Consider the following 4,765-nt stretch of genomic DNA (forward strand, 5'->3'; position numbering starts at 1 on the left):
ATATTTTAAATTAATTCATCATTTACCTAAATAAATGTTATGAGCAATAGTTTTATAACAAACAAAGAAAAGTTTTTATCTGATATAATCAATGGTATACTACCAAAGACTAATGCTGTAGATATATTAGTTGGATATTTCTATTATTCTGGCTACGTTCAATTATCTGACAATCTTAAGGGTAAACATATAAGAATATTGGTTGGTCTTGATATTGACCTACAAATCACCAAGCATATTACTGAAATAGAGGCTTTCAGTAATGGACTGGTTTCACGAAGCAATATCAAAGAAGAATATTATAAGCAGTTTATAAACATATTCAATAATTCTGATTTTTTAGATTCTGCTGAAAAATTAAAACAATTCAAAATGTTCTATGGAAAGATAGTGGATGGTTCACTTGAAATAAGAAAAACTCTTAATCCATGTCATTCCAAGATGTATCTGTTTGCTTATAATGATTTGATGAATGAAAATGGTGAATTGCCAGGTGTTTTAATAACCGGTTCAAGTAATTTATCATATCAAGGCCTTAAAGGACGAATAGAATTAAATGCTCGGTTTAATGATAAGCAAGAGTATGAAGAGGGGAAAGAGCTTTTTGATGAGCTTTGGGAAAGTTCTGTAGTCATTGCTAGCAAGAATAATTTAGATGAGTGGAAAAATAAAGTTATGACTCGCATATGGTATGACAAAATTTATTCGCCATACTTAATGTACATTAGAGTTCTCCGTGAGTACTTTAATATTTCCACAACAAATAATCTACTGACTCCACAAGATATAACAGATGGCAAATATTCCAATTTAAGATACCAAACAGATGCTGTGCAAATGGCGCTTAATGCACTTAATAATCATAATGGTGCTATAGTTGCCGATGTTGTAGGTTTGGGTAAGAGTGTTATAGCATCAACGGTTGCTAGAAATATTAAGTTGCGTGCAATTGTAATATGTCCTCCGCACCTATGCAAACAATGGGAAGGTTATCGTGATGAATTTGGATTTACAGCCACAGTGTTTAGTACAGGTAAAATTGAGGAAGCTCTTCTTCATTATCAAGAGCTAGTGAGAGACAGAGAATATTTTTTAATTATTATAGACGAAGCGCACCGCTTTCGTAATGAGTACACTCAAGATTATGCATTACTTCATAATCTATGTTCTGGAAACAAGGTTTTATTGCTAACTGCTACTCCTTTTAATAATCAGCCTGCTGATATATATGCTTTAATTAAATTATTTCAAATTCCATCTCGTTCCACACTTAAAACTGTAGATAATTTAGGTACGGCATTCAAAGTTTTGATAGATAAATATAGGACACTTCGTGATGCACAAAGAGAAGGTAAAACAACAGAGGAGGAGATTAAAGTAGAGGTTAATAATATTGCCAAAAATATACGTTCTATCATTAGTCCATTGGTCGTTCGCCGTTCTCGTTTAGACTTACAAGGCATTCCAGAATATGCAGTTGACCTAAAACAACAAAACATCCAATTAGTATTGCCTAACGATCCAGAAGAACTTACTTACGATTTAAGTGAACTGAAAGACTTATATCTCTCAACATTAGATAGAATTAGCAAATCAGAAGGAGCAAGTGATAATATTTATCGTTTCAAAGCTGCACGTTATTCTCCAGCTCTTTACATTCATGAAGAGTTAAAGGATAAACTAGCAAAAGAACTTGAAGACAAAACAGGTATTAACTTTAACCTTTTGATTGGACGACAAGCTAACATTTCAAGTTTCATGCGACACTTGCTTGTAGCTCGTTTTGAAAGTTCTGTAGCTGCATTCCAAACATCATTGGGTTATATTATAAAATCATCTGAACACGTACTCGATTGGATAGAGAAACGGGATAAGATTCCAGTATTTAAAAAAGGGAATTTACCTGATGTAAGCTACTTCTATGAGTCGACAGAAGATGGCATGGAGGAAGTCTATGAACTCTTCGAGAAATACGAGGCTCGCGGATTCTTTGAAATTGATATGAAATATGTTAAAGATGACTTTGTAATAGACGTAAAATCCGACATTCAACTTCTAAAGAATCTTCGTGAACAATGGTTTGGAAGAGATAATACTATCAAACGAGACCCCAAGCTTAATTCGTTTATTAAACTTGTAAAGCAGCAGATGTCTAAGGAGCCTAACAGGAAATTGATTGTTTTCTCTGAGTATGCCGATACAGTGAATTATTTAGGCGAGGCACTTGTTAGTGCTGGCTTACCAGTTATGAAATATACCTCAGCAGATGCTACTCCAGTAAACAAGGATCGAATTAGAGCAAACTTTGATGCAGGATTGAAGTCATCGTTACAACAGAATGATTTTCATATATTAATTGCAACAGATGCCATATCTGAAGGTTACAACTTACATAGAGCTGGAGCCATATTCAATTATGATATTCCCTACAATCCAACACGTGTTATTCAACGTATTGGACGTATAAATCGTATTAATAAAAAAGTATTTAATGAATTATATATATATAACTATTTCCCTACAGATGTTGGCGAAGCAGAAACACGTACTAAAGAAATATCTACACTAAAAATGGCGATGATACATGCCATTATGGGTGAAGATACCAAAGCTCTGACCAAAGACGAAGAGGTAAAAGCATTCTTCACAGATCGTTATCGTAAAGAGTTCGCTCGTAGTGAAGAAACATCATGGGATACTCCATATCGTAAACTTTTGAATAGTCTAAAAGGAACAAAGACATACGATCAAGCACTGGAACTTCCTCACAGAGCAAGAACCGCTCGAAATGTGAATAAGCCTAAAAAAGGAGTTTTGATGTTTGGGAAAAAAGGTGATGATTTTGTCTTTAAGATTGGAGATACAATAAATTTACCGGTAATGATTTCTGCAGAAGAAGCGATTGCCTTGTTTGATGCAGATATTAATGAGGAACCTGTTGATTTAAGCAAACCTTTTGATGTAATATATCAAAAGGTTAAAGCATTTTTATTTTGTAGCGATGCTAAAGATAAAAACGAAAAAGACCTATTATCAGCTCTACAAAAAGTAAAAATTCTAAAAAAGTATAAATCGCTCTCTAAAGACTATTTAGATGATTTAATCCAAGTTATCAAAGCTGATGCTCTTTCTGGTTACGAGGTAAGATTTATCAATCAATTAGTTATAAAAGATGCAGCAAAACTTCCTCTGAAAATTTCATCAGAATATTTAGCTCGTATCATAAACACTCACAACAGAATTGATGATAGTGAGGAAACTCTGATTTTAAGTGAAGAACTACAATAAGATTAAGCTATATGGAAAGTAATATCATATTATATACAAGCAACAATGGTGAAGTAAGCATACAGGTACAATATGAAGATGGTACTTTTTGGCTTACTCAGAAACGTATGGCTGAATTGTTCGGAGTAAATGTTAGAACCATTAATGAGCATATTCAAAACCTTTACCAAAGTGCTGAACTTAAATCAGAACGAACTATCCGGAAAATCCGGATAGTTCAAATGGAGGGCAACCGAAATGTGGAGCGAGAACTTACTTTCTATCATCTTGATACCATTATAGCAGTAGGCTATCGAGTAAATTCTAATCAGGCCATACAATTCAGACAATGGGCTACCACGACGCTTAATGAATTCATTACTAAAGGTTATGTATTAGATAAAAATAGATTAAAACAAGGTCCTCAGTTCGGGCACGACTATTTCAAGGAGTTGCTTGAAGATATTCGTGAAATACGTGCCAGTGAGCGCCGTTTCTATCAAAAGATTACCGATATTTATGCACTAGCCATAGACTATGATAAGGATGCACCTGAAACTAAATTGTTCTTCTCATCAGTACAGAATAAATTACATTGGGCAATATCTGGTAAAACGGCTGCTGAAATCATTTATGATACAGCAGATGCAGAAAAACTACACATGGGGCTTACTACGTGGAGAAATGCACCAGATGGAAAAATTATGAAATCTGATGTTTCTATTGCAAAGAATTATCTTGACCAAAAACATTTAACAGCAATTAATCGACTCGTCTCAGCTTATCTTGATATAGCAGAAGACCGTGCAGAACAAGAGATACCAACCTCTATGTATGAATGGAGTAAAATATTAGATGCATTTCTCAATGTAACTGGCCGTCCTGTATTGGAAGGTCCTGGAAGTATTTCAGCATTAGAGGCAAAATTGAAAGCTGAACGAGAATATGAGTCATTTCGTCCAAAACAAGATTCAGAATACATTTCAGATTTCGATGAAGAGATTAAAAGATTAAAAGGAGGAAATAAACTACAATAGAAAGAAAGCATTATGGAATTCAATAAAGCATATAACCGTGGAGAATTTGTAAACTTCTTGCAAAACAGTTTCTTACCAGAGGATTTTATCCCGACAACTGAGCAGGTAATATTTAGTACTCAAATGAAGTATAGCACTAAAGCCATTAAATTGGGTTCATCGGATTCTCTTGATTTGGTTGTATATGAAATAAGACACACATCTAAACATGATGCTCGTGTAACTCTGTCAAAAGAAGCTTTTCGTATGCTCGCAGATGAAATGGAAGGACGTGCATTGGTAATCTTTGTACCAGAAGATAATAGTGACAACTACCGTTTCTCTTTTATAGAAATCACTCTTGATGCTCAAGAAGGTGGTTCTCGCATCACACGCAATTACAGCAATCCGCGTAGATATAGTTATTTTTTGGGGAAAGACATAGCTTTTCATACACCAAATAAATATCTTAATGAAAAGGG

Annotated in this window: 2 protein-coding genes and 1 pseudogene; all 3 read left to right on the top strand. The window is 34.2% G+C overall.

Annotated features, from left to right (window positions below):
• The first annotated feature begins 39 nt into the window (after positions 1–39).
• Positions 40–3,288 carry an SNF2-related protein gene (locus tag JCM15092_RS13940; RefSeq protein ID WP_024995175.1) on the top strand — a complete coding sequence of 1,083 codons (3,249 nt, stop codon included), beginning with the start codon at positions 40–42 and terminating at the stop codon, positions 3,286–3,288.
• Positions 3,289–3,299: 11 nt separating this feature from the next.
• Positions 3,300–4,304 (top strand): virulence RhuM family protein, encoded by a 1,005-nt coding sequence (locus JCM15092_RS13945; RefSeq protein WP_024995176.1) that lies wholly within the window; start codon positions 3,300–3,302, stop codon positions 4,302–4,304.
• A 12-nt stretch (positions 4,305–4,316) separates the two neighbouring features.
• Positions 4,317–4,765, top strand: a pseudogene (locus JCM15092_RS16325) (Eco57I restriction-modification methylase domain-containing protein); the annotation flags it as partial.

It is taken from the genome of Phocaeicola paurosaccharolyticus JCM 15092 (assembly GCF_000613805.1).
GTDB lineage: Bacteria > Bacteroidota > Bacteroidia > Bacteroidales > Bacteroidaceae > Phocaeicola > Phocaeicola paurosaccharolyticus.

Excerpts from the sequence above, each read along its gene's own strand:
- JCM15092_RS13945 (WP_024995176.1), top strand. The coding sequence starts at position 3,300 with ATGGAAAGTAATATCATATTATATACAAGCAACAATGGTGAAGTAAGC.
- JCM15092_RS13940 (WP_024995175.1), top strand. The coding sequence starts at position 40 with ATGAGCAATAGTTTTATAACAAACAAAGAAAAGTTTTTATCTGATATA.